Below are 22293 nucleotides of genomic sequence, written 5' to 3'. Positions count from 1 at the left end.
ATCAGCGCACCAAGGGGGTCGTTGCCGCTCCCCTTGGTGCGCTGATGGCCAGTCACATCGGCCCCTCTGACGTCGCAAATCGCCGACTGCCCCACCGCCCCTCGCACGCCACACTGCAACGACGTGCTTCATCGGGCCTACCGGCGCGGCAGGCCGGGTCAGCCGCGGTAGCGGTGGGCGCGGCGGCCGAGGACACCGGGGGTGCAGGCGAATATCCCGCCGGCCAGCGGCTGTTCGGCGAGCTGAGCGGGGGTGAGGTTCTCGGTGGCGGTGGTGATGTACAGCGTGTCCAGGTCGGGGCCGCCGAAGGCGCAGCTGGTGGTCACGGTGGCCGGGACGCGGACGACCGTGTCGAGGGTGCCGTCGGGCAGGTAGCGGCGGACCGTGCCGCTGAAGGCCACCGCGACCCACACCCCGCCCTCGGCGTCGACCGCGAGGCCGTCCGGCACGCCGTCCTCGGTGGTCACGAACGGGCGGGGGTCGAGCAGCCGGCCCTCGTGGTAGCGGTAGGCGCGGACCTCGCGGGTCGGACTGTCCGCGTAGTAGGCGGTCGTGCCGTCCGCGGACCAGTCGAGGCCGTTGGAGATGGTGACCGACGGGAGGGCGGTGTGCACGGTGTGGTCCGGGTCCAGGCGGTGCAGGGTGCCGCGGCCCGGCTCGTGCGTGAACGCCATGGTGCCAGCGAGCAGCCGGCCCTCGGGGTCGCAGACGGCGTCGTTCATCCGCAGCTCGCCGCCCTCGGAGTCGAGGTCGGCGATCCGGGTCAGCTGCTCGCCGTCCAACACCGCGAAGCCGTCGGCGACGGCCAGGACGAGCCCGCCGGACTCGCGCAGCGCCACCGCACCGACCGGTAGGCCAGCCTCGAAGAGCGTCCGCTCCCCGGTGGCCGGGTCCCACCCGTGTACCCGGCCGGCCAGGATGTCGACCCAGCGCAGGATCTGGTGGCGGTCGTCCCAGAGCGGACTCTCGTTGAGGTGGGCGCGGTCACGGACGACCGGCTCGGCGTGCAGGGTGCGGGGCATCGGGGCTCCTGGTCGGGCGGGTACGGGGTGGCCGGTGAGGGCGGCCGGTCTCAGGAGAGAACGATGCGGTGATGCGTGGTCAGCCTGCGCCGCACCCGGGATCGGCGGGTCGTAGGCGATGCCCCCGCCGCCCCCGGGAGGAAGGGTAACGGCGGGGCCGCCCCGGGCGCGACCACCAGCACGCACCCCCCGTCTGCCGGGTCAGGTCGTCAGTTCGCCCCGTCGTAGTGGCGGTGCATGGTCACACTCGGGCCGGACTTCGCCAGGGGGGACATCCCCGCGGCCCTGGGGGCGGTCAGCGCCTCGTGGTCGAGGATCGCCTTCACCTGGGCGGCCAGGTCGTCGGCGCGCTGTTTGACGACGGGGATCGGGTCGTGCGAGGCGCCAAGCGCGTCCAGTCTGCGGTGGATGGCGGCCAGTTGGCCGCTGGCCCCGGGGCTGAGCCGGAACGGCTGCGCGGTGGAGACGATGAACTGGTAGGCGCCGGCCAGGGTCTGGCAGCTGGGGCACTGCTCGTTGACTGCTCGGCCGAGGTTGGTGGCATTGAGCCGGACGTCGTCCCCGGCCATGGTGACGATCTGGAAGGACAGCGCGATCGACCGGCACGGGTGCGGGGTCGAGCAGCCGGCCGAGACGGCGGTGGCCCGGTTGTTCGCGCCGACGCTGAACACGGTGCCGAGTTGGTGGACGGTGAACGAGTCCTCGTACTGGTCCGGATGTACGCGGCTGGCGTGCGTGGTCGCGCGGTCCGCGAAGGCTGCGACGCCGCGGCCGGGGTGGTCCGAGAACGGGACGGCGCCGGCGGGCGCGGCAACGGCGAGTACGGCCAGGCACGCGCCGCTCAGCACGCCGAGGCGTCCGGCCGTCCGACCGATGATCGAACTCCGTTGCGGAGTACGGTGCTTCACGAATACCTCCTGAGGGTGTGCACGGGATCCGGCAGCTGTTCGGCCGAGGCGTGCGGGGCGGTTGGCATGCGGCGGTGCGCTGCCGCGGGCGCCCGCCAGCGCGAGAGCGGGCGGACGAGGATCCGGCGGAGCAGCCGGGCGACGGTCCGAGCGGCGAGGTAGGTGCCTCCGACCAGCGGGCACAGCAGGGTGAAGGTCCCGATGGCGTCGACCGCCGCGGTGGAGAACCGCCCGTCCGAGAAGGCGGTGAGGGCGTCGGCGCCCTGCGCGGCGAGCGAGTGCGCGGCCGCGGCGAGGATCCTCGGCAGGTGCCACAGGACGTAGCCGAGCTCGCCGACGAGCAGCGGGACCATGGTCAGTACCCAGCCGGTGACCACCGCGCGGGCGGACTTCTTGAGGTCGGCGACCTCGGGTCTGACGGGGCGTCCGGGCAGCAGGCTCAGCAACGTCGGCCGGATCCTGCCGAACAGGTCGGGGACGCCGGCGAGGTCACCGAGGATGAAGTACCCGTCCAGGCGCACGACCGGCATGAGCTGTTCGACGATCTCGACGTGCGCGACGAGCACCGCGGCCAGGAACAGCGGCCGGCCGGTGAGGGCGTAGCCCCCGGCCAGGCCCAGTATGAAGACGACGTTGAAGTAGACGCCGCCGAGATCGGTGCGCAGCCGACCGGCCCGGCCGATCCGGTACACGTCGGTGACGTCCGTGTAGAGCGAGGGCCACAGCACGTACAGGCCGCAGCCGATCGGGCCCGGCTGTGCGCCGCCGTAACGGCAGGCCGACGCGTGTCCGAACTCGTGGAACAGCAACGAGGCGACCGTGAGGCCGAACACGGCGAGCAGGAGCACGGGCTGGTCCAGCACCTGCAGCACGGGACCCATCGCCCCGTGGACGGCGAACAGCCAGACGTCCAGGGCGACGGCGGCCGTCAGGACGACGGCCACCACCCACGGGCGGTGCAGCCAGGCCAACGACCGGGCGATCCGGACGACTTGGCGCTCACGCAGCAGCACGCGGCGGCCGGTGAGGGCGAGCAGGAGGTCCGAGCGAGGGGCGCCGACCGGGTGGCCGTCGCCGCCGGGCGGTGCGGTGATCCCCATCGGCCGGAGCTTGTGCTCGACGAGGTAGTCGACGTTGTCCGCGCTGACCTCGCGTCCGTAGCGGGCGCTGACCCGGTGCGCGATGGCCTCGGTGTCCCGGACACCGTCGATCGATCCCGCCACCAGGTGCAGCAGCAGGGTCAGTTGCACCACCTGGCCGTCCCCGCGACGAGCGAGGTAGCGGGGCTCGGTGAACCCGCTGCCCTGGTACTCGCCGTGCAGCCGCAGCCCGGTGGTCAGTCGCGGCACCGGGAAGGGCGCCGCCGGCCGGCGGCCGCCGGCCGCCGTCGGTAGGTCTCCAGCCACGCTGGACCCGTCCTTCCTTGTGGGCGGACCGCGCCACGGGGCGCGGTCCGCCCACGTGCGGGCTGTTACCGCTGGTACACGTTGACCGACTGCGCCGCCTCGGACTGCGCGACCGCGAGCGGCGAGTAGTCGTTCACGGCCCACGACTCGTTGTGGGCGTGGACGAAGGCGACGTTGGCGTGGACCTTCACGAACTTCAGCCGTCCCAGCGCCTCGCGGCTCGGCAGCAGCTCCACGGTCTCGGCGTCGAGCTCGGTGACGTTCATGCTCATGGCAGTGCCTCTCTATCGGGGCCGGGGAGGTCCCCCGACTCCTGTCCAGTCAGATCGGACGTTCTGTCCGACGAGATTGGACGCTAGTCGCTCACCGGGGGCGACGACAAGCACAGACACGAACACGTTGCGCCACCGCCGCTCGATGGAGCGAAATCGGCAGGTGGGATGCGTGATCGCATGGACGGCGCGCCGTACGCCCGTAGAATCGGGGCCACCCGGACGTGTTCCGCCGGCTCCGACAGCAGGAAGCACCCCATCCCGTGGACAACGCACTGCAGCGAATGATGAGGCGCCAACTGGACGCGCAGGGCTGGTCCTACGGCGACGTCGCCCGTCGCGGCGGCCTCCCCCGCTCCACCGTCCACCACCTCGCCACCACCGAGCGCCTGGTGCGGATGCCGCAGCCCGCGACGCTCGAACGCCTCGCCGCCGGGCTGGAGTTGCCACTCGACGCGGTGCGGCGCGCGGCCGCCGAGACCTGCGGGATCTACCTGTACGCGGAGGGCGAGCCCGGAGCGAGCACCGATCCCGAGGTCGCCACCCTCATCGCCAGCCTCCAGCAGTTGTCCGCCGCCGACCGGCAGCACGTGGCCGCACTCGTGGACTCCCTGCTGCGGCGCAGCCGACAGCCGGAGTAGCGCCCCCTCCCCCACGCGCGGCATCGGCGGCGTGGTGCGCGAGGGGGTGGCATGAACCCGCCCGCCGTGAACCCGGGCACGACATACCGCCGTTCGAGGGTCGAAAAGGATAAAAATCGGGAGATCAGGGCTATCGTCTTCTCCTACCCGAGGCTGTGAGCCGCACGAGCCTCCGGCACGTGCAGCGTGCTCGTCGGACACGGAGGCGATGGTGCTCGTCGTCCACGGAGGCTCGACCACCGCGATCGTCCGCGACCGCACGGGCCAACCCGTCGTCCTGCTGTCAGGTCCGCACCCCGGGGCCCTCACCTCGGCCATACTGACCAGCCTGCGCAACCTGGCCGCCGCCGTGCTGACCGCAGGGGAGACCGAGCGTCTCGAACACTGCCTCGCCGCGCTGCGCCGCGGCGACCTGATCAAGCACAGCCGCATGGAGGTCGAGGGCGTGGTCCTCACCCTCTACGGCGAGGTCTGAGCACCCCGCCGGCGGGACCCTCGAGAAGCTGGTGCCGGGGATCGTGACCATCGTCGCGTGCGGGCAGTCCTCCACCGTGCGCCGCGCGTGCGCGCCCTGGGTTCGTCCGCTGGCGACATGCCGATGCCCATCAACACGGCCGGGCCCGTGAAGGCTCCGGTCGCCACCCTCTCGAGCGCGACCGTGGCACCCATGCTGAAGCGCGTCGCCCACCCGAGCGGCGTGCCGGGCCAGGGTGCCGATCGTGATGATCCCCGATCCGGGACGAGTCTGCTCCCCGGCGCTTTCCCGACATGATCTGACATACCGTCATGATGACTTCTCGGAATACCGCTGCGATCCGTGGTGGCCCTCTCAGCGGCAGCGGCGCATGTGCACCGACCGCAACCGCTTCGCGCGGTGCAGGGAGTCATCGCAGATGGTCGCGGAAGCGGCGCGTCACTGCTTCGCCATCGGAACCGGCGAAGCCACAATGCGGTATGGCATCAGGTCCGCAGCCGGTCGCTCCGCCCCCGCTGACGCCGGTTCAGGCCACTGCACGGGGTGAGCGGTGGTGGCCCGTGGCGCTGGCGATTCTGGTCGCCGCGTTGCTCCACGTCGGGCTGCCTGCGAAGTACCGGGTGAGCCCCACATGGGTGGTCCCGGTGGTCCTGGTCGTGTTGCTGGCCGCGCTGATCATCGGGGACCCGGGCCGCATCGATCGCGTGAAACCATGGCTGCGGATCACGACCGGCGTCGTCATCGCCTTCATCACGGTGGCGAATCTGTACGCCGCCGTCCACCTGATCGCCGACATCCTGACCAACAACAAGCTGTTCGCCAACAACGCCACCGGGCTGCTGGCCACCGGCGGAGTGATCTGGGCCACGAACGTGATCGCCTTCGGCCTGTGGTACTGGGATCTGGATCGCGGTGGTGCCGCTGCCCGCGCGCACCGACCGTATGCGAATCCGGCGTTGGTGTTCCCCGAGATGCAGCACACGACCTACGTGCCGACCACCTGGGTGCCGATCTTCGCCGACTATCTGGTGCTCGCGTTCTGGACCGCCACCGCGTTCAGCCCCACCGACATCTCCGCGATCAGACGGTGGGCCAAGCTGTTGATGATGACGGAAGCAGTGGCGTCTCTCGGAATCGGCGGGCTGGTGATCGCCCGCGCGATCAACATCCTGCAGTAGGAGCACCTTGACTGCTACCGGCCGACGGTTCCCGGCGGTTCACGTGGTCCCGCGGCTTCGTCGACGAGGCGGCCTTCCGGCTCGTGCCGGACGCCGGGGCCCGCCGCCGGGGGCTGGTGGAACGGTTGCTGGCGGAGCTGCCGCACACCCGGGCCGTCGACCCGGCCGATCCCGAACACTCTCGACCTGCACGTGGCGGGCGACATCGACGTCGAAGGAGCCGACGACCTCGACATCGAACGGCTCCTCCCCTCCCTCGGACCGCACGACGAGGACGCTCCCTAGAGCCCACACGCAGCGGGCGGGTACTCATGCGGGAGGTGAGTACCCGCGCTCTGCGACGGGTCCGGGCCGGCTCGGGAGACTCGGGGCATGCGCTCGAAGCCCCTGAATCCCGTCCGTTCCCTGCTGCTGGCCTTGGTGCCGATGACCGCGTGGGCTGCCTGGCTGGGTTGGGACCAGCTCCGCGACATCCACCCCGACGGCTCGGTGACCGGGCCGTACGAGGCCTGGCAGGTGATCGGGCTGGTCGTGACCCTGCTGCCGGCGGTCGGCTGGGCTGCGTTCCGGCGGTACGTGGCGGACGCGGTGGTCGGCACCACGGCCGGCTTGACCGCCGCCCTCGGGTACGACTGGTCCGACGACGGGAGCGGGCTGTTCGTCATCGGGGCCGGCCTGGCCGCAGCCGCGACGCTCGCCGCGACCACCGCGCTCTGCGCCCTCGTCGTCACCCTCACCCCGGACCGCCCGCGGGGGTGACCCCGCCGCCCTCGGCCAATGGGTCACGGCCGTCCGCCGCGCCGACTCGACCGCCTTCGCCGACGCTGTGCGCGACCACGACGCGCCGCTCCGCCGCCGCATCGCCGCGGCGCGCGCGGGTCGGCTCGTCCGGCAGGCTGGTGGCACCGATGAGTTCTCGCTCCTCGAACCGTCTACCGGTTGACGCGACCGTTCTCGACAGGAGTGCCATGTCCACCATCCAGCCAGTGATCCTGACCGCCGACCAGGACGTCCTGCGCGACTTCTACACGAACCTGTTCGGCGCCGAGGAGGTCTTCCGGGTACCGGCGGACGGCCCGGCGTTCTACCTCGGCCTGCGCATCGGCGACACCGACCTCGGGCTGGTGGCCAGGGCCGACCTGGGCGCCGCCGCGGCACCGCGGCTCCTGCTCAGCATCGCCGTCGACGACGTCGACGAGACCCTCGGCCGGGTGGAGGCGCTGGGCGGCTCGGTCGGCGGCGGTCCCACCGACATGCCCTGGGGCCAGCGCGTCGCCCACATCAAGGACCCGGACGGCAACGCGGTGAACCTCACCCAGCCGACCCCGGTCACACCCGCCCCGCCGCACTGACACCGACCCGGTCACGCAGCCAGGCGAGCTTCCGGACGAGGTGGATCTGCCGACCGCCGTCGCGGCCATTGAACCCGGGCCCGCCGTACTCGGCCTCGACATATCGACAGCGTGCCGACGACGTCCTCGGTCCGGTCCGGGTGCAGGCTCAGGTAGGCGGCGATCTCGGTGCACAGGGGTTTCGAGGTCGTCGTCCTGCACGCTCAGGCCACCCGGACACTGGCTCGCCTGGGCCGTCGGGAACCCGAGCGGGGCAAGCCAGGCGGGGACAAGGTGATGCCGAACTCTGACGGGGTGTCACCGGCCATGCTTCCGCTGCTGCGGTGCCACCCGTCCGCCGATGAGCACCCCGGCCGCGCCCTGCCGCCGGACGTCGCGCACTGCTTCGACCACCGCGCACACGTCCCGTCCGCCCACTGCGGCCCAAGCCCCGCCCGCCCACTTCTTCCTGACGACTCGTGTGGGCGACCGGCACTCTCAGGCGGACTCACGACGGACGAGGTCGGTCGGAATGATCAGCGGCTCGTCGGGTATCGGCGTGCCCCCGAGTTCGGCCAGCAGCAGCGTCGCCGCGGCGCGGCCCATGGCGCGCATCGGCTGGCGCACCGTGGTCAGCGCCGGGTCGGTGCTCCGCGCCAACGGCAGGTCGTCGAAGCCGACGACGGCGACGTCGTCCGGGACGGTGCGGCCGGAAGCGCGCAGCGCGCGCAGCGCCCCGGCGGCGATCTGGTCGTTGTGCGCGAAGACGGCGTCGAACTCCGCCCCCGCGGCCAGGGCGTGTTCCACGGCCTCGTGGCCGGTCCGTTCGGTGAACTCACCCTCCAGCACGAAGGTGGCCGGCAGCACGTCCTGGAAGCCGGACAGTCGCTGGCCGACGCACCCGAAGCGCACGGGGCCGGTGATCACCAGGGGCCGCCTCCGGCCCGCCGCGTGGAGGTGGGCCGCGGCCTGGGCTCCGCCGGTGTGGTTGGTGGTGGCGACGGAGGGGAGTGCGGGGCGGTGGTGGCCGTGGTCGTCGATGAGGACGACGGGCATGCCGCGGCTGCGCATCTCCTCGATCGCGGGCAGGCTGCGCTCGGGCACGATCGCCAGGAGTCCGTCGCAAGCCCGGGCGGAGACCTGGGCGGTGAAGTGCGCCATCGACGCCGGGCCGCCGCCCGCGGTGAACAGCATCAGGGCGTAGCCGGCCGCCTCGACGGTATCGGCGACGCCCTGCAGGACCTCGCCCATCCACGGCCATGTCACCGATGGCGCGAACATCGCGAGAGTACGACTGCTGCCGCGGGCGAGCTGCACGGCGCCGAGCCGGGGGACGTACCCGAGCGCATCGATCACTTCTCGAACGCGGGCAGCGGTTGCGGCGTCGACGTCCGCGCCGGCGTTCAGGACCCGAGAGACGGTGCTCTTGCTGACCCCTGCCTGACGTGCGACGTCAGAAATGGTGACGGTCAAAGGGATTGCCTCCTGGACCGGTCGGCGCGACCGTCCGGAACCGGTCCCGGAACCGGTTCCGGACGGTGGGACCGAGTCAACAGCCGCTCCAGCCCGGCGTCAAGACTTCGATCCAACACCGACGAATCGTCAGAGGCCAGGCGGCATAAGCACGTTGAGCGTTCAAGACCCGAAGACGCCGACTCTTGACGCGTCTGGTTCAGACCTTTAGGTTCCCGGCTCAGACGAGCGAGGTCCGACCGGGCCACGAGCCGCGCCCAACACCACACGGCCAAGACCACACCGGCCACTGCCCCTCCCGCCATCGCCCCACCGGCCCTCGCTTCCCCACGCACGCCCCACCGACGAGCCCCGCACGCCTGTCGAGAGGACCCCCATGCCCATCCGCCCCCACCGGACCGGCGAACTCCGGCCGCTGTCGCCCGCCGCAGAGAGCCTGAAACGGCTCCTGCCGGCCGTCCTGGCCCTGATCGCGCTACTGCTCGGCACTGCGGTACCGGCCGCCACCCAAGCCGCGGCGGCCACACCGGACTTCCGCGTCATCGCGTTCTACAGCGGTGCCTGGGACGCCGCCCACATCGACTTCGACAAGGAAGCCAACGACTGGTTCCCGAAGACCGCCGCGGCGAACAACTTCACCTACACCGCCACCACGAACTGGGACCTGCTCGCCAACGGCGGCGTCGACGCGTACAACGTCGTCCTGTTCCTCGACGACGCCCCGCAGACCGCCACCCAGCGCGCCGGCTTCGAGCGCTACATGCGCGGCGGCGGCGCCTGGCTCGGCTTCCACGTCTCGGCCTTCACCACCAGCGCCTCCGACTGGGACTGGTACTACAACCAGTTCCTCGGCAGCGGCAACTTCCGCTCCAACACCTGGGGTCCGACCACCGCCGTGCTGCGCACCGAGAACGGCTCCCACCCCGTCGCGGCCTCGCTGCCCCCGACCTGGACCTCGGCGGTCAGCGAGTGGTACTCGTGGTCGAACAACCTGCGGGCCAACCCCTCGATCAAGGTCCTGGCCTCCGTCGACCCGTCCAGCTTCCCGCTCGGCAGCGACCCCAACCAGGCCTGGTACAGCGGTGATTACCCGATCATCTGGACGAACACCCAGTACCGGATGGTGTACGCCAACTTCGGCCACAACGCGATGAACTACTCGACCAACACCCGCACCTCCTCGACCTTCGCGTCCGCCACCCAGAACCGCATGCTGATCGACGCGCTCAAGTGGCTGGGCAAGGCGCCGGTCACCACCGACCCTTGGTACAGCCTGACCTCGCAGGCCAACGGGCTGTGCGTGGACGCCCGCGCCGCCGCGACCGCCAACGGCACCGCGATCCAGCAGTACACCTGCAACGGCACCACCGCCCAGCACTTCCGGCTCACCGCCACCGACAGCGGCTACGTCCGCCTGGCCGCCCGCAACAACCCCGACCAGGTCGTCGACGTCACCGGCGTCTCCACCGCCGACAACGCCCCCCTCCAGCTGTGGACCTACGGCGGCGGCACCAACCAACAATGGCGCCCCGTCGCAGAAGCCAACGGCACCCAGCACTTCGTCGCCCGCCACAGCGGCAAGTGCCTCACCGTCGCCACCACCGCCGCGACCAACTCCGTCCAACTCGTCCAACGCACCTGCGACAACTCCCCCGCCCAGAGCTTCCGCCTGACCGCCCAACCCCGATCCCCCACCCCGGGGCCGGTTGCACCCCGCACCCGGCCCCGCCCGCGCGGACACGACGAAGCCCCCACCACCGAACCTAGGTTCTAGTGGTCGTTGCAACACCCCAGTTCAAGGGGTGCGATGGACTTCGAGATTCGGAAGGATCGGGGCGCCAAGGGGCCACGTCTGACTCGTGAGCGGGAGGCATACTTCCACCTCATGCGTCAGGGGTACCGCAGCAGAGAGGCCTGTCGAATCGTCGGCATCGATGTCCGGACGGGCAAGCGGTGGCGCAACGCCGGGCCGACCGGCGCCAACCGCGGTTCACCGACCCGATGGTCATGATCAGCGAGCGCCCCGCCGAAGCCGAGGACCGGGCGATCCCCGGGCACTGGGAGGGCGATCTCATCGTCGGCAAGAACGGCGCCTCCGCGATCGGCACCCTGGTCGAGCGCACCACTCGCTACGGCATGCTCCTGCACCTGCCGAACGGCCGCACCGCCGAACACGTCCGCGACGCCCTCGTGACCACCGTCCAGGCCCTGCCCGGCCACCTGCGACGCTCACTGACCTGGGACCAGGGCTCGGAGATGGCAGCCCACGGCTCGTTCACCGTCGCCACCGGCGTCCCGGTCTACTTCTGCGACCCCGCCAGCCCCTGGCAGCGCGGCTCCAACGAGAACACGAACGGCCTGCTCCGGCAGTACTTCCCCAAGGGCACCGATCTGTCCGGCCACAGCCCCGAGCACCTGACCGCCATCGCGGCCCGGCTCAACGGCCGCCCACGCGAAACGCTCGGCTGGGAAACCCCAGCCGAGCGCCTGCATAGACTGATCGCCGCTTGATCAACTAACCACGTGTTGCAACGACCGCTGGAAACCGCCGAAAGTGGAGGGGGCTCACGTGGGTTGTAGGGACGTCCGGTTCAGACCGTGCCGAACTCGCCAGCCGCAGCGGCGGAGGCGAACGCCGCCCACGCCTCCTTCGAGAAGCGCAACTCCGGGCCGTTCGGGTCCTTCGAGTCGCGCACCGCGGTCGTCACCCCGTCCGGGTCCGCGACCTCAACGCAGTTGCCGCCCGAACCGCCGCTGTAGCTGCTCTTGCGCCAGTCAAGCTGCTTCGTCTTCTCCACTCGCGTGCTCCTCTGCCGCATTGTCGATGAGAGCCAGCGACGCCTCCGGCGAGAGGGCGTCAGCCCGTGCAAGATCGTAGGTCAGGCGGATCCGCCTGACGGTCTCCGCGCTCTCGACCAGCACACCCGTGTGCGGTCCCTCGATGTATGCCACGTCCGGGCTCCCATCGGCAAACGACAATAGCGTCAGGGCACCCTCAAGAGCGGCGTGCGCACCAGTACGCTGCTCAAGGACCTGAACAACCGCTAGCCTTGACCGGATCAGCTCTGCGAGGTGCCGCAACTGACCGGCCATCACCGCGCGACCGCCGACAGGCCGCAGGATCGCCGCCTCGTCGAGCAGCCACCACAACAGCGGCCGCGTTGGACCCGCTATCAACTCCTGCCGCGACAACCGAGCCAGCACCTTGCCCTCGATCTCGGCGTCAGGCGCAAGCGGCATCGCCGCGCGGAACACAGCCTCCATGTACGGTCGGGTCTGGCCCAACCCCGGCACCAGGAACCCGCCGTACTCGAGGATTCCCGTAGCCCTCGGCTCCAGCCCGGCGTACGTCCTGAAGTAGTCCGGGAAGGGGCCTCTCACGACGTGGGGCCAGAGCCGGCTGAACAAGCCCCCGGTTTCCAGCGCTCCGTCTACCCGCGCCGCGAACTCCAGCGTCGGTGCGCGCCGGGCAGTCTCCACCTGCCCGACCAACGAGCCGGTGTAGCCCAGGACTTCACCCAGGCTGTCCTGGCTCAACCTCGCGGCGGTCCGCACCCGCCGAAGCTCGGTCCCGAACAGGGCAGCGAGTGACGCCGACGGGTCAAGGTCTCGCGGGCTCGGCAAGGTCCCTCGTCTCACAGATCGGCTGTTGGATCGCTACCCCTACCGATCGTAGCGCCGCGTACCGAAGCTGTAACCGTCGCCGATCCCCGGAAGCAGCACCTCGAGGTACCGCCATGACCTACTCGTCCTCAACGCCCCGACTCACCATCACCACCTACACGGTGAGTCCGGACGGTACCCGCACACACCGCGCGTTCACCAGCAGCGACGAGCCCGTGCGGCCGCCCGTGTCCAGCCTCGCCTGGCCGGCATGCGCCTGCCCCCGGCACCGCCCCCACCCTGCCGCCCACAGCGGCTCGGACGCAGCCTGACGCCCCCTGAAGTCGTACGCGATCAGCGCCTACGGAATCAACGGCCGCGCCAACGGTGCCCGCTACGGACTCCGCGCCGTCAACCGCCATCCCTCACCGTGGATGGCCCTCGAACTGCCCCGCCCCGGCCGCCATCCCTGGCAGGCCACCGGCCGAGGCGAGGCTCCCGCAACACCGCACAGCCCGGACGCCAACCGGCGCCGGGACATCCCGCACGATGCGAGGAGACACCAGTATGACCACGCCGACCCAACGGCCGCCGGGCGACACCGGCCCCGGGCTGCTTCCCACCAGCGACCCGCGGTCGCTCCTCCCCACCCGCACGTTCGAGAACGTCGTCGCGACCGTCCTCGACAACAACCCCGGCATGTCCCGCGACATGGCCGCACGAATCGCCGCCGAGGGCCTCAAGTTCGTCGTCACGGCTGCCCAGAACCCAAGCCGCGCCATGGCCCCCAGCCGCATCGTCGATGAAGGCTGGCACGCCCTCATCGTCCACACCGAGGCGTACGCCGCGCTCTGCACCCGGCACGGCACCTTCGTCCACCACTACCCGGGATACAACCCCGAGCACTTCGACCCCGACATCCTCACCCACACCCAGCAGTCGATCCACAGCGCCGGATTCGACGTCGACACCGACCTCTGGCGTGCCCCCACCGACGACAGCCTCGTCATCGTCACCGCCAACTGCCAGCACTCGCCGCCGTCCTGCTCCGTCAAGCCCATGCCGAAGCCGGACTGGCCGGTCGACATCGGCGTGTGAAAGCTCAACGAGAGTCCAACCGCCGCCGGGTGAGGCTCGGTACCCTCCAACAAGAAGAGGAGGCACGCCTGTGAGCGAATGGACCAACTCGGCGTACGCCAAAGCAGTCGAGTACTTCCAGGGGCTTCCGAGTCCCGCCCTGGCAACGCCGGAGGACCCGACAGCCCTAAGCGTCCCGAAAATGCCCGGCGTGCACCCCTGGGACCCGCCGACACGCGGCTTCCTGCTCGAACCACCGGCCGCAGCCACAACCGAGTAGCGAGAGCTGGCATCTGCATGAATGTTCAGCCGGCATGCGGGCTGAACATCCACGGCCGTCCGGCCGACGCCCCCTGGTCCACCCCGCGGGCGTCGGCCGGGCTCGTTCGCGTGCCACAGCGCTGAAGACGTTGCATCGACTGCGGGATACGACAGGCTGACGCTCAAGCCCCGGCGCCGTGGCAGCACTCCTCGCACGGTGAACGCTCAGGGCCGTTCCACCAGTTGGAGGACACCGCCGACGGAGAAGCAGAGCGCGCCGAGCAGCGTGCCCCAGTTGGCGATGTCGGCGTTGACGAGGCTGCCGGTGGCGGGGCGGGTGAAGGCGGCGAGGGCGGAGACCATGAAGAGGACGGATCCGAGCTGGTTCACGGCGACGATCCACCAGCCGAGGTTGCGCTGCCGGATGCACGGCCGTCCGTGGCAGATCTCGACGAAGCCGAGGTGACCGGAGATCAGGAAGAGGACACAGCCGATCACGTCGGGTGTCCAGATCAGCCGGTTGACCTGCTGGACGCTCAGACCCTGCAGGAAGGACGCCAGCAGGTTGACCCCGAACACCAGGGTGCCGACGAACAGGACGAACGCGCCCAGCCAGTCCACCCGCATCGGCTCGTAACTCCACCACCGCCACGGCCGGGTGACCAACCGCCCTTCCCCGCCGGGCACATGGCGGGGTGCGTTGACCACCTGGAGCAGCGAGACGTAGCCGCCGGTGTTGAAGAACAGGCCGCCCGCGAAGTAGATCGAGCAACAGGTGGTGGCGTCGCCGGAGCCGAACTGCGCGACGCCCGCGCCGACCGCGAACAGCGCGCCGCCGACCACGAAGGCGGTGGCCGCGATGACGTTGAGCCTGCGCAGCCGCGCGAGGGCGGTGTCGTCGGCCCTGGCGTGGTGCGCCCGGTCCGCACCGTGCGGGCGGACGGCGATGACCCCGCGACGCCGGGCGAGCCGCGACTCCCACACCGCACTGCCACCGCCGGGAAGCCGCCACCCGACCCGCGAGGTGAACGGCCCGGCACCCTCGGCACGCTGCTCGGACTCCGTCATGCGAGCGGCACCCCACCACTCGTGCCAAGCCGGCCCCCGTCTCCTGCCGTGCCACTCATCGCGCTCCCCCGGGTCGGTGCGGGACGGGCACCGTCTGCCACGGAGCCCTGCGTCCAGCGACTCTGCCAGAGCAGCCGGTGCAGGACCGCTGTCCCGCACCCGCGTTACTCCGATCAGCCGTACGACACGTGTGAACCCGACCCTGCCGCCCCGAGTCACCTACCTCTTGGGCATGAGCTGCTCATCGGGTTCCTCCGGCACGGACGACAAGGGACCTCGGGCCGCGGTCCGCTCAGGCCGTCCGGGGCTCGTCGACCGTGCGTGCGGTCTCGGGTCGGCCCGGCCACCAGAAGCGTCGGGCGGTGAGCAGGACCAGGGCGGGGACCAGGACGGTGCGCACCAGGAGGGTGTCGAGGAGGACGCCGAGGCCGACGATGATGCCGATCTGGGTGAGGGTGATGAGCGGGAGGACGCCCAGGACGGCGAACACCGCGGCGAGCAGGATGCCGGCGCTGGTGATGACGCCGCCGGTGGAGGCGAGGGCGCGGAGGACGGCGCCGCGGGTGTCGTGGCCGGCCACGGTGTCCTCACGGGTGCGGGCAATGAGGAAGATGTTGTAGTCGACGCCGAGGGCGACCAGGAAGAGGAACGACAGCAGCGGGACGTTGGTGTCCATGGCCGGGAAGTCGTAGGCGGTCCGGAAGATCGTCCAACTCGCTCCGAGGGCGGCGAAGTAGGACAGGATCACGGTGGCGACCAGCAGGAGCGGCGCGACGAGGGCGCGCAGCAGGGCGATCAGGACGACGAGGACGATCGCGAGGACCAGGGGGACGACGACGCGGGTGTCGTGGGCGTTGGCGCGCGAGGTGTCGTAGGCCTGCGCGGTGGCGCCGCCCACCAGCGCGTCGGAGCCGGGGATCCGTGCGACGCGCTCGCGCAGTTGACGGAGGGTGAGGTCGGAGGCGGCGGTGCCGGGTGCGGAGTCGAGGACGACGTCGGCGCGTGCCCAGCGGTCGGTGTGCGCTCCGGGGGTGACGGTGGAGACGCCCCGGACCTGGCGGGCGGCCGCGGCGACCTGCTCGGCCGTCGCGGTGGTGGACACCAGCGTCAGGGGGTCGGCGGCGCCGGCGGGTTGGACGGCCGCGAGGGTGCGCTGCCCGAGAACGGCTTCGGGGGTCTTCCGGAAGGAGTCGGCCTGGGCCAGGCCCGTCCTGAGGCCGAGGGCTCCGGACGCGAGGACCAGCAGCACGGCGGTCGCCGCCACGGCGACCTGGACCGGGCGCCGGGCGACGGCCTCGCCGATGCGGGACCACACGCCGCGGCGGTCTGCCGTGACGGGATCGCCGACCTTGGGGACCAGCGGCCAGAACAGCCGGCGGCCGGGCAGGACGAGGGCGGCGGGCAGGACGACCAGCCCGAACAGCACGGCGGTGAGGATGCCGACGGCACCGGCGAAGCCGAGGCCGCGGTTGCCGGTGAGTTCGGCGGCGAGCAGCGTGAGCAGGCTGAGCACGACGGTGGTGCCGCTGGCGAGGACGGCGGGGGCGGTGCCGCGCCACGCGCGGGCCATCGCGGTGAACCGGTCGTCGGTGAGGTGGAGTTCGTCGCGGTAGCGGGAGACGAGCAGCAGGGCGTAGTCGGTGCCGGCGCCGAAGACCAGGACGGATTGGATGCCCGCCGCGGAGGCGTCGACCTCGACGCCCGCGTGCGGGGCCAGGACGCCGACCAGGACACCGGCCGCGCGGTCGCCGGCTCCGACGACGAGCAGCGGGACCAGCCAGAGGATCGGGCTGCGGTAGGTGAGGAGCAGCAGGACCGCGACGACCGAGGCCGTGGCGATGAGCAGGTTGGTGTCGGCTCCGGCGAAGACCTTGGTGACGTCGGCGCGGAAGGCCGGTCCGCCGGTGACCTGTGCCTGCAGCGGCGCGGCGAGGTCCTGCGCGGCGCTGTGGCGGATGCGGTCGACGGTCGCGGTGTTCGCTTCGTCGCCAGCCCCGGTCGGCAGCAGGACGGCGACGGTGGCGACCTTGTTCTCGACGACCTGCGGACGTGCGGCCTCGGGGGCCAGCCCGAGTGCGCCGAGTGCCACGGACCGCTCGGCGACGACGACTTGTTGGGCGGCGGTGAGGGGGCTGCCGTCGGTGTTGCTGAAGACGACGATCGCGGGGGCGACGGCGCCGGCCGGGAAGGTCCGGACGATCCCGGCGACCTTGGCGGACTGCGACGAGGCCGGGAGGGAGGTGCCGGTGGCCTCGGTGGTGGTGGCGTCCGCGGGCCCGAGGGCGAACGCCGCACCCAGGCCGACGACGGTCACCAACAGGATCAGCCACGCGAGGACGCGGGGACGCCTCGGCCCCTCGACGCGATCGGCGGTGGCGGCGGACCGGCCCGGGCGGCCGGTCAGGGTTCGGGACACGGAGGCGCACCCTCGGGAGAGTAGTTAAGTAACTTAGCGATCCACACCGTGCCAGAATTGCCGGCATGGCGCAACACGACCCGTTCGAAGCCGCCCCCCGCGCGGATTGGCCTGCCGGACCGTCAGGCCACCGCGGCGGCGCACCGGAAGGCGACGAGCTCTCGGGGGCGCTGCGAGAGGTCCTGACCCTCACCCAGCTGGCGCGTGCCGCCCTCGCCGAACGGCTGGGCATGCCGCTGACGAACGTCGAGGCGGTCGAGCACGTCGTCCTCGCCAAGGGCTCCGGGGCACCCATCGGACCGGTCGAGCTCTCCCGCAGGCTCGGCGTCACCAGCGCCGCCGCCACGCAGTCGGTGAACCGCCTGGTGTCGGAAGGCCACATGACCCGCCTCCCGCACCCGGACGACCGCCGCCGCCAGATCCTGGACGTCACGCCGACCGGGTTCGAGCACGTCATGGGCGAACTGGCCCCGCTCCTCGGCCTCCTCTACGACGCGGCCGAGGGCCTCGACGACACCGAACGCGCCGGCGCCAGGCGCTACCTCGAACAGGTGGCGTCCGCCTACCGCCGCTACCTCGACCAAGCCCCCCGAACACCCGCTCCCTAGCGACCCACCGCCGGACCCACCGCCCGACCCGGGTCCGGCGACGGGTCCGGCGGCAGGTCCGGGTCCGCTCAGCCGACCTCCTGTCGGCGGCGACTGGTGGTGGCCCGCGGGCCGACGGTCACGGCGCCGCGGGCGGGGCCGTCGGGCATGGTGAAGGCGAACAGGCCGGCGGCGACCGCGACCGCAGCCAGGACGAAGTAGCTGAGCTGGTAGGAGGCCAGGGGCGGGTGGGCGCGCTGCGAGCCCGTGGCGCCGAGCACCAGGACGGTGGTCACGACGGCCGGGGCCAGCGAGCTCGCGGTCTGCCGGACGACGGTGTTGAGGGTGGCGGCGTGCGCGACGTCCGCGCGGTCGATGGTGCTGAAGGAGGCGATGGTGGTCGGGATGAAGACGGCGCCCATGGCCAGGCCCAGCAGGAACATGTAGCCGCGGAGGGTCCACAGGCCGGTGCCCGCGTCGGCGGTGGCGAACAGCAGCATGACGGCGGCGACGCCCAGCAGTCCGGTGCCGATGATGCGGCGCGGTCCCACCCGCGGGTAGACCGCGGCGACCACCTGCATCGTCACCAGGACGCCGAACGCCTCGGTGAAGGTGGTGCTGCCGCTGTCCAGCGCCGAGCCGCCGCGGGCCTCCTGGATGAAGAGCGGGCCGAGGAACATCGCGCCCATCATCGGCACGTAGCCGACCAGGCTGATCAGGTTGGTGTCGCGGAACAGCCGGTCGCGGAACAGCCGCAGCCGCAGGATCGGTTCGGGTGTGCGGAGTTGGTGCCGGACCGCGACCGCGAGCAGGACGGCGCCGACTGCCAGCGCGCTGACCACCGGCGGACGGTCCCAGCCGAGGTCGGGTCCCGCGCAGACGCCGTACATCAGGGTGGCCGTGCCGGCGCCGCAGAGCAGCAGGCCGGGCAGGTCGAGGCGGCCGGCGGCGTGGTCGCGGTGCTCGGCGAGGAAGAGCGCACCGAAAAGCACCGCCGCGGCGCCGAAGGGCACGTTGACGTAGAACACCCACCGCCAGGACAGTCCGGTGATCAGCAGGCCGCCGAGCAGCGGCGCGATCGCCGGGGCGATCTGCTGCGGGATGATCATCAGCCGGGACAGCCGGACCTGTTCGGCCTGGCTGAAGGTGCGGAACAGCAGGGCCTGCGAGGTGGGCATGAGCAGACCGGCGGCCAGGCCCTGCAGGGCGCGCGCGCCGACGAGGGCGGTGAGGTTCGGGGCCGCGCCGCACAGGCCGCTGGCGGCGGTGAAGGCGGCGAGCGAGAGCAGCAGCGTTCGGCGGCCGCCGTACCGCTCCACCAGCCAGGCGGAGCCGGGGATCATCATGCCGACGCAGACGGGGTAGACCACGACGACGCCGGTGAGGGCGGCCGGGGTCAGGTCGAACTGCCGGGCGATGCTGGGGAGGGCGACAGTGGTGATCGCGCCGTCGATGATGCAGATGAAGGTGGTCAGGACAGCCATGATGGGCACGACACGGCGCTGGCCCAAGTTGGTGTTCATAGAAGCTGAGCATACTCACTATGACTATGCTCAGAAAGTTCGCCGGCACGAAGAGAACGCGGAAGGCACGGCATGGCAGAGGAAGCGGCGTCGCGACGCCAGTTCGGCAGCAGCGACGTCCTGGTGGACGAACTCTTCGACACCACACAGAGGTTGCGCGTCTTCGTGGACGGCAGACTGCGCGAGCACGGCGCGTCGGTGGCCCGGCTGCGGACGTTGCGCGTCCTGGCTCGCGCGGGCGGCCCGCTGCGCATGCGCGACCTCGCCGAGTACGTGGGCAACGCCGCCCGCACCACGACCACGATCGTCGACAGCCTCGAACGCGACGGGCTGGTCGAGCGGGTCCGGCACCCGTCCGACCGGCGCGCGTTCCTGCTGACCCTCACCGAGGAGGGGGCGCGCCGTCACCGCGAGGCCGAGGAACTGGACCGGGCCGCCCTCGCCACCGCCACCGGCGCGCTGAGCAGCGCCGAACGCGAGCAGCTGCGCACCCTGCTCGCCCGCATCCGCACCGCCGTCACCCCCGACGAGTGAGCGACCCGGCCGTCCGGAGAGCACGCTCCGGACGGCCGGGCCGGACCGTCGGCCTGGGCCGGACCGTCGACCTGACGGACTGCCGACCTGACGGACTGCCGACCTGACGGATCGTCGGCCTGACGGACCGCCGGAGTCGGACCACCGAACAGTTCTACCGTCGGGCTGTCGGACCATCAGACCCCGAACCGACGGCTCATCAGCCTCACGTGATCCCACGACGCCCCACCCGGCCGGCGGCGTCAGCGCTGCGGGCGCAGTCCGTCCAGGGCGAGCTCGACGAAGCGCCGCCAGTCGCCCACCGCGTTGCGGCTCAGCGCCGCCACCGCCCCGGCGATCATGTAGAGGTCGGAGACGACGGCGTCCTCCCGCACGGTGCCGTCCGCCCGGCCCCGGGCCAGCAACTGCTCGCCGATGTCCAGCAGTTGGGCCCCCACCTCGCCGCTCGGCTCGGTGTTGCCGAAGGTCGCCTCGATCGCGCCGGACACCCCGCGGCCCTCCTCGTGCGTCCGCCCGATCGCCTCCAGGAAGCCCGCCAGCGCCTGGCGGGTGTCGGGAAGCACCAGGCACTCCTCCCGCGCCTGCCGCAGGATTCCGGCGAACCGTTCCTCGGCGACGGCGGCGACCAGTGCCTGCCGGGTCGGGAAGTGCCGGTAGACCGTGCCGACGCCGACGCCCGCCGCCTTGGCGACCTCGGCCATCTGCACCGCGTCGCCGTGCGCGGCGAACAGCTCGGCGGCCGCCTGGAGCACTCGGCCGCGGTTGCGTTCCGCGTCCGTCCGCGGCTTTCGGCCGGCACTCGTTGACATCTCGGTCACTCCTCCGCCTATGCTCTAAACGGAATCGGATTCCGTATCCGCCTCCGTTTCGGAAAGGATACCGCCGTGGACCGCTTCATCCTGCTCAGGGCCGGCGCGTCGCGCCCCGCCACCACCCCGCTCCCCCGAGGCGTCACCGTCAAGGCGAGCACCGACGACACCGAGGGACGCTTCACCCTCACCGAGTACCACGGCCCCGGCCCCCTGCCGCCGGCCCACCCGTCGGGCGGCGACGAGATCCTGTACCTGCTCGACGGCGAACTGACCGTCACCACCGACGGCGGCACCCACCGCCTCTCCCCCGGCACGTGCGCCTTCCTCCCGCACGGCACCGCCCGCACCATCGACGCCCGCCCCGACACCCACCTGCACGCCCTCCGCCTCCGGACGCCCGCCCCCGACGGACCCGCCGGCGACGGGCCCGCCGCCGACCGCCCGGCCCACGTCCTGCCACCGGGCGCCGCGCGGCCCGGACGGATCCCCGTACCACCGGCCTTCGCCGCCAAGGTCCGCGGCACCGACACCGACGGCCGGCTCTCGCTGCTGGAGATGACGGTGGCTCAGCCGATTCCCCGGCACGTCCACCACCTGGCCGACGAGGCGGTGTTCGTCCTCACCGGCCACCTCGCCGTCGAGTTCGACGGTCGGCACCACCTGCTCGCCCCCGGCGACTTCGTCCTCCTCCCGCACGGCATCCCGCACGCCCTGGCCCCCGGCTCCACGCCACCCCCGCGCGTGCTCCAGATCTCCTCCCCCGGCGGCTGGGAGTGCTTCGTCGAGGACTTCACCGAGGCCCGACCCTCCGTCAGCACCGCCGGCCGACTCGACCCCCGCGCCCTCAACCGCATCGCGGCCCGCCACGGCATCACCTACGAGAATTAGGAGCGACAGGACGGCGGATCTCGTGGACGATGACGGCCGGTGCCGGGGGGCGGCGCCCCGACGGACGGGATGACGAGGGGTGGGAATGTCGCTGGAAGCGCTGGAGGCGGTGGTGTGGGACGGGCTCGAGACGTCCCCTTGGGGCGAGCCGGTGGAGGACGTGGCGCGTGCGCTGCCTCGTCTGCGACGTCAACTGAGCTGCGGCCCCACCGTTCCCGGTGCCGGGCCGGACTGCTCGGCCCGGGCACCCTTGCCCGACCCACCAGGCTCCGCGCGGCGGTGTCGGCCGCTGGCAGGATGGCCGCATGGACGACGCCGCCGCTGACACCGCCGACACCGCCCCGACCCGGGCCGAACAGGTCCGCCTCTACCTCGACACGCTGCGGGCCCGCATGGACCCGGCCGAGTTCCGCGTACTGGGCGGGCTCCTCCGCCGTAGCGTGGTCTCCCTCGCCGCCCCCGCCCCCGAACACGTCATCGACCTCCAGGACGAGGACGAGGCGCACCTCACCCCCGAGGTCAGGAACGAGCTCCTCGCAGTCCTGTCCATCGTCGCCACCGGAACGATGGAGCACCACATCGTCGACCTCGGCGACGGCGCGACGACCGCGCTCGACACCGGCGCCGCCAACGACCCGGACGCCGTCCAGCGGATGCGGGACTGGGCCGCCCACCAGCGCGCCGAGCGCACCCGCACCGACCCGGTCCGCCGGAACGTCGAGCAGGCCTCGCAGACCTGAGACGTCGGTAGGTGACGTGATGTCACATCTGCCGCGCGCCTCTGGCGGGGCGGGCCCGGGTGGCAGCCCGGGCCCGCG

General features: G+C 71.8%; 22 protein-coding genes and 1 pseudogene. 12 read left to right on the top strand and 11 right to left on the bottom strand.

Features of this window, described 5'->3' with window-relative positions; all coding sequences use genetic code 11:
• Positions 1–158: 158 nt before the first annotated feature.
• From AB0K51_RS30110 to AB0K51_RS30095, 4 genes are all read right to left on the bottom strand, one after another.
• Positions 159–1022, bottom strand: a complete 864-nt coding sequence (locus AB0K51_RS30110; RefSeq protein ID WP_363460594.1) for an SMP-30/gluconolactonase/LRE family protein — start codon at positions 1020–1022, stop codon at positions 159–161.
• A gap of 209 nt (positions 1023–1231) precedes the next feature.
• Positions 1232–1930, bottom strand: a complete 699-nt coding sequence (locus AB0K51_RS30105; RefSeq protein WP_363460592.1) for a hypothetical protein — start codon at positions 1928–1930, stop codon at positions 1232–1234.
• Positions 1927–3336 carry a hypothetical protein gene (locus tag AB0K51_RS30100; RefSeq protein WP_363460590.1) on the bottom strand — a complete coding sequence of 470 codons (1410 nt, stop codon included), beginning with the start codon at positions 3334–3336 and terminating at the stop codon, positions 1927–1929. The genes AB0K51_RS30105 and AB0K51_RS30100 overlap by 4 nt, the downstream gene beginning before the upstream one ends.
• A gap of 65 nt (positions 3337–3401) precedes the next feature.
• Complete coding sequence (locus AB0K51_RS30095) at positions 3402–3602, bottom strand: hypothetical protein (RefSeq protein WP_363460596.1); 201 nt, start codon at positions 3600–3602, stop codon at positions 3402–3404.
• A 230-nt stretch (positions 3603–3832) separates the two neighbouring features.
• Here AB0K51_RS30095 and AB0K51_RS30090 point away from each other — a divergent pair, with 230 nt between their 5' ends.
• The 5 genes from AB0K51_RS30090 (at position 3833) to AB0K51_RS30070 (ending at position 7254) form a co-directional block, all read left to right on the top strand.
• On the top strand, positions 3833–4249 hold the full coding sequence (locus AB0K51_RS30090) for a helix-turn-helix transcriptional regulator (protein ID WP_363460588.1): 417 nt from the start codon (positions 3833–3835) through the stop codon (positions 4247–4249).
• A 208-nt stretch (positions 4250–4457) separates the two neighbouring features.
• Complete coding sequence (locus tag AB0K51_RS30085) at positions 4458–4724, top strand: hypothetical protein (RefSeq protein ID WP_363460586.1); 267 nt, start codon at positions 4458–4460, stop codon at positions 4722–4724.
• 560 nt (positions 4725–5284) lie between these two features.
• A complete protein-coding gene (locus AB0K51_RS30080; RefSeq protein WP_363460584.1) occupies positions 5285–5902 on the top strand; it encodes a hypothetical protein in 618 nt (205 codons plus the stop codon).
• Between the two features lie 372 nt (positions 5903–6274).
• A complete protein-coding gene (locus AB0K51_RS30075; RefSeq protein ID WP_363460582.1) occupies positions 6275–6661 on the top strand; it encodes a hypothetical protein in 387 nt (128 codons plus the stop codon).
• Between the two features lie 209 nt (positions 6662–6870).
• Positions 6871–7254: a VOC family protein gene (locus AB0K51_RS30070; RefSeq protein ID WP_363460580.1), complete on the top strand. Its 384-nt coding sequence runs from the start codon at positions 6871–6873 to the stop codon at positions 7252–7254.
• A 477-nt stretch (positions 7255–7731) separates the two neighbouring features.
• Here the strand turns inward: AB0K51_RS30070 and AB0K51_RS30065 are convergent, their stop codons facing one another.
• Positions 7732–8706 carry a LacI family DNA-binding transcriptional regulator gene (locus tag AB0K51_RS30065; protein ID WP_363460578.1) on the bottom strand — a complete coding sequence of 325 codons (975 nt, stop codon included), beginning with the start codon at positions 8704–8706 and terminating at the stop codon, positions 7732–7734.
• Positions 8707–9082: 376 nt separating this feature from the next.
• Here AB0K51_RS30065 and AB0K51_RS30060 point away from each other — a divergent pair, with 376 nt between their 5' ends.
• Both AB0K51_RS30060 and AB0K51_RS30055 read left to right on the top strand, forming a co-directional pair.
• Positions 9083–10480: a ThuA domain-containing protein gene (locus tag AB0K51_RS30060; RefSeq protein ID WP_363460576.1), complete on the top strand. Its 1398-nt coding sequence runs from the start codon at positions 9083–9085 to the stop codon at positions 10478–10480.
• A gap of 224 nt (positions 10481–10704) precedes the next feature.
• A pseudogene (locus tag AB0K51_RS30055) lies at positions 10705–11217 on the top strand (IS30 family transposase); the annotation flags it as partial.
• A gap of 80 nt (positions 11218–11297) precedes the next feature.
• On the opposite strand, the gene AB0K51_RS30050 reads toward AB0K51_RS30055, so the two are convergent.
• Positions 11298–11525 (bottom strand): DUF397 domain-containing protein, encoded by a 228-nt coding sequence (locus AB0K51_RS30050; protein ID WP_363460574.1) that lies wholly within the window; start codon positions 11523–11525, stop codon positions 11298–11300.
• Positions 11482–12345 (bottom strand): helix-turn-helix transcriptional regulator, encoded by an 864-nt coding sequence (locus AB0K51_RS30045; RefSeq protein WP_363460572.1) that lies wholly within the window; start codon positions 12343–12345, stop codon positions 11482–11484. The genes AB0K51_RS30050 and AB0K51_RS30045 overlap by 44 nt, the downstream gene beginning before the upstream one ends.
• 531 nt (positions 12346–12876) lie before the next feature.
• Here AB0K51_RS30045 and AB0K51_RS30040 point away from each other — a divergent pair.
• Entirely contained in the window at positions 12877–13407 is a 531-nt protein-coding gene (locus AB0K51_RS30040) for a hypothetical protein (protein ID WP_363460570.1), read from the top strand.
• Between the two features lie 465 nt (positions 13408–13872).
• On the opposite strand, the gene AB0K51_RS30035 is transcribed toward AB0K51_RS30040, so the two are convergent.
• Both AB0K51_RS30035 and AB0K51_RS30030 read right to left on the bottom strand, forming a co-directional pair.
• A complete protein-coding gene (locus tag AB0K51_RS30035) occupies positions 13873–14715 on the bottom strand; it encodes a hypothetical protein (RefSeq protein ID WP_363460568.1) in 843 nt (280 codons plus the stop codon).
• Between the two features lie 292 nt (positions 14716–15007).
• A complete protein-coding gene (locus tag AB0K51_RS30030) occupies positions 15008–17131 on the bottom strand; it encodes an MMPL family transporter (RefSeq protein WP_363460566.1) in 2124 nt (707 codons plus the stop codon).
• A gap of 65 nt (positions 17132–17196) precedes the next feature.
• On the opposite strand from AB0K51_RS30030, the gene AB0K51_RS30025 reads away from it, so the two are divergent.
• A complete protein-coding gene (locus AB0K51_RS30025; RefSeq protein WP_363460564.1) occupies positions 17197–17739 on the top strand; it encodes a MarR family winged helix-turn-helix transcriptional regulator in 543 nt (180 codons plus the stop codon).
• A 68-nt stretch (positions 17740–17807) separates the two neighbouring features.
• Here the strand turns inward: AB0K51_RS30025 and AB0K51_RS30020 are convergent, their stop codons facing one another.
• A complete protein-coding gene (locus tag AB0K51_RS30020; protein WP_363460562.1) occupies positions 17808–19202 on the bottom strand; it encodes a DHA2 family efflux MFS transporter permease subunit in 1395 nt (464 codons plus the stop codon).
• A gap of 111 nt (positions 19203–19313) precedes the next feature.
• Between AB0K51_RS30020 and AB0K51_RS30015 the strand changes: the two genes are divergently transcribed.
• Positions 19314–19775: a MarR family transcriptional regulator gene (locus AB0K51_RS30015; protein ID WP_363460560.1), complete on the top strand. Its 462-nt coding sequence runs from the start codon at positions 19314–19316 to the stop codon at positions 19773–19775.
• Positions 19776–20017: 242 nt separating this feature from the next.
• Here AB0K51_RS30015 and AB0K51_RS30010 read toward each other — a convergent pair whose 3' ends face one another.
• Entirely contained in the window at positions 20018–20584 is a 567-nt protein-coding gene (locus tag AB0K51_RS30010) for a helix-turn-helix domain-containing protein (protein ID WP_363460558.1), read from the bottom strand.
• Positions 20585–20659: 75 nt separating this feature from the next.
• Here AB0K51_RS30010 and AB0K51_RS30005 point away from each other — a divergent pair, with 75 nt between their 5' ends.
• On the top strand, positions 20660–21475 hold the full coding sequence (locus AB0K51_RS30005; RefSeq protein ID WP_363460556.1) for a cupin domain-containing protein: 816 nt from the start codon (positions 20660–20662) through the stop codon (positions 21473–21475).
• Positions 21476–21780: 305 nt separating this feature from the next.
• Positions 21781–22215 carry a hypothetical protein gene (locus tag AB0K51_RS30000; protein ID WP_363460554.1) on the top strand — a complete coding sequence of 145 codons (435 nt, stop codon included), beginning with the start codon at positions 21781–21783 and terminating at the stop codon, positions 22213–22215.
• Positions 22216–22293: the final 78 nt, after the last annotated feature.

Source organism: Kitasatospora sp. NPDC049285 (assembly GCF_040678815.1).
Lineage (GTDB): Bacteria > Actinomycetota > Actinomycetes > Streptomycetales > Streptomycetaceae > Kitasatospora.
Note: the sequence above shows the minus strand (reverse complement) of the source record. Positions and strands in the feature narration are given on the sequence as shown.